Below are 2940 nucleotides of genomic sequence, written 5' to 3'. Positions count from 1 at the left end.
AAGGTTAAGCTAATAAGAGCACACGGAGGATGCCTAGGCGCCAGGAGCCGACGAAGGACGTGGCGAACAACGAAACTGCCTCGGGGAGCTGTAAGCAAGCTTTGATCCGGGGGTGTCCGAATGGGGAAACCCAGCTGTGGTAATTCGCAGTTACTCATCTCTGAACACATAGGAGATGTAGAGGCAGACCAGGGGAACTGAAACATCTAAGTACCCTGAGGAAGAGAAAACAATAGTGATTCCGTCAGTAGCGGCGAGCGAACGCGGAACAGCCTAAACCTAAGAGCTTGCTCTTAGGGGTTGTGGGACGTCTCACATGGAGTTACAAAGGAATATGGTAGGCGAAGAGGTCTGGAAAGGCCCGCGATAGAGGTAAAAGCCCTGTAGCCTAAACTGTGTTCTCTCCGAGACGGATCCCGAGTAGTGCGGGGCACGTGAAACCCCGTATGAATCCAGCAGGACCATCTGCTAAGGCTAAATACTACCTGGCGACCGATAGTGAAACAGTACCGTGAGGGAAAGGTGAAAAGCACCCCGGAAGGGGAGTGAAATAGAACCTGAAACCGTGTGCTTACAAAAAGTCAGAGCCCTATTAATGGGTGATGGCGTGCCTTTTGTAGAATGAACCGGCGAGTTACGTTTAACATGCAAGGTTAAGTCGAGAAGACGGAGCCGCAGCGAAAGCGAGTCTGAATAGGGCGATTTAGTATGTGGACGTAGACCCGAAACCGTGTGATCTACCCCTGTCCAGGGTGAAGGTGCGGTAACACGCACTGGAGGCCCGAACCCACGCATGTTGAAAAATGCGGGGATGAGGTGGGGGTAGCGGAGAAATTCCAATCGAACTCGGAGATAGCTGGTTCTCCCCGAAATAGCTTTAGGGCTAGCCTCGGTATAAGAGTAGTGGAGGTAGAGCACTGATTGGGTGCGGGGTCCGCAAGGATTACCAAGCTCAGTCAAACTCCGAATGCCATATACTTATTGCCGGGAGTCAGACAGTGAGTGCTAAGATCCATTGTCAAAAGGGAAACAGCCCAGACCATCAGCTAAGGTCCCCAAGTGTGTGTTAAGTGGGAAAGGATGTGGAGTTGCACAGACAACCAGGATGTTGGCTTAGAAGCAGCCACCATTGAAAGAGTGCGTAATAGCTCACTGGTCGAGTGACTCTGCGCCGAAAATGTAACGGGGCTAAACACACCACCGAAGCTATGGCTAGATACGTATGTATCTGGGGTAGGGGAGCGTTGTATGTGGGTTGAAGGTGTACCGTAAGGAGCGCTGGACAGCATACAAGTGAGAATGCCGGTATGAGTAACGAAAAGATCAGTGAGAATCTGATCCGCCGAAAGCCCAAGGTTTCCTGAGGAAGGCTCGTCCGCTCAGGGTAAGTCGGGACCTAAGGCGAGGCCGAAAGGCGTAGTCGAAGGACAACAGTTTGAAATTACTGTACCACCGTAATCCGCTATGAGCGATGGGGTGACGCAGGAGGGTAGTGACGCGGACTGATGGATATGTCCGTCTAAGCAGTGAGGCTGATGTGTAGGCAAATCCGCACATCGTTAAGGCTGGGCTGTGATGGGGAGCGAAAATTATAGTAGCGAAGGTCATGATCTCACACTGCCAAGAAAAGCCTCTAGCCAGGAGAAGGTGCCCGTACCGCAAACCGACACAGGTAGGCGAGAAGAGAATTCTAAGGCGCGCGGAAGAACTCTCGTTAAGGAACTCGGCAAAATGACCCCGTAACTTCGGGAGAAGGGGTGCCCCGGTAGTGTGAATAGCACGAGGGGGCCGCAGTGAAAAGGCCCAAGCGACTGTTTAGCAAAAACACAGGTCTGTGCGAAGCCGCAAGGCGAAGTATACGGGCTGACGCCTGCCCGGTGCTGGAAGGTTAAGGGGAGTGGTTAGGGGTAACCCGAAGCTATGAACCGAAGCCCCAGTAAACGGCGGCCGTAACTATAACGGTCCTAAGGTAGCGAAATTCCTTGTCAGGTAAATTCTGACCCGCACGAATGGCGTAACGACTTGGGCGCTGTCTCAACGAGAGATCCGGTGAAATTTTAATACCTGTGAAGATGCAGGTTACCCGCGACAAGACGGAAAGACCCCATGGAGCTTTACTGCAGCTTGATATTGAATTTGGGTACGATCTGTACAGGATAGGTGGGAGCCGTAGAAATCGGAGCGCAAGCTTCGGTGGAGGCGCCGTTGGGATACCACCCTGATCGTATCTAGGTTCTAACCTAGTACCCTTACCGGGTACGGGGACCGTGTCAGGCGGGCAGTTTGACTGGGGCGGTCGCCTCCTAAAGAGTAACGGAGGCGTTCCAAGGTTCCCTCAGAATGGTTGGAAATCATTCGAAGAGTGCAAAGGCATAAGGGAGCTTGACTGCGAGACCTACAAGTCGAGCAGGGACGAAAGTCGGACTTAGTGATCCGGTGGTACCGCATGGAAGGGCCATCGCTCAACGGATAAAAGCTACCCTGGGGATAACAGGCTTATCTCCCCCAAGAGTCCACATCGACGGGGAGGTTTGGCACCTCGATGTCGGCTCATCGCATCCTGGGGCTGAAGTAGGTCCCAAGGGTTGGGCTGTTCGCCCATTAAAGCGGTACGCGAGCTGGGTTCAGAACGTCGTGAGACAGTTCGGTCCCTATCTGTCGTGGGCGCAGGAAATTTGAGAGGAGCTGTCCTTAGTACGAGAGGACCGGGATGGACGTACCGCTGGTGCACCAGTTGTTTCGCCAGAAGCATGGCTGGGTAGCTACGTACGGACGGGATAAGCGCTGAAAGCATCTAAGCGTGAAGCCCCCCTCAAGATGAGATTTCCCAATTAGTAAGACCCCTTGAAGACGACGAGGTAGATAGGTTGGAGGTGGAAGTGCAGTAATGCATGGAGCTGACCAATACTAATCGGTCGAGGGCTTATCCTATACTTAAAA

1 rRNA gene is annotated in these 2940 nt (G+C 52.9%); it reads left to right on the top strand.

The annotated features are described in order from the left end of the window. The first annotated feature begins 2 nt into the window (after nt 1–2). Nucleotides 3–2931: ribosomal RNA gene (locus PAENI_RS28060) — 23S ribosomal RNA — on the top strand. Nucleotides 2932–2940: the final 9 nt, after the last annotated feature.

Source organism: Paenibacillus sp. B2(2019) (genome assembly GCF_008370385.1).
In the GTDB taxonomy this organism is placed as follows: domain Bacteria; phylum Bacillota; class Bacilli; order Paenibacillales; family Paenibacillaceae; genus Paenibacillus_AQ.
The sequence above is the reverse complement of the archived record's forward strand: the minus strand, read 5'-3'. Positions and strand labels throughout refer to the sequence as shown.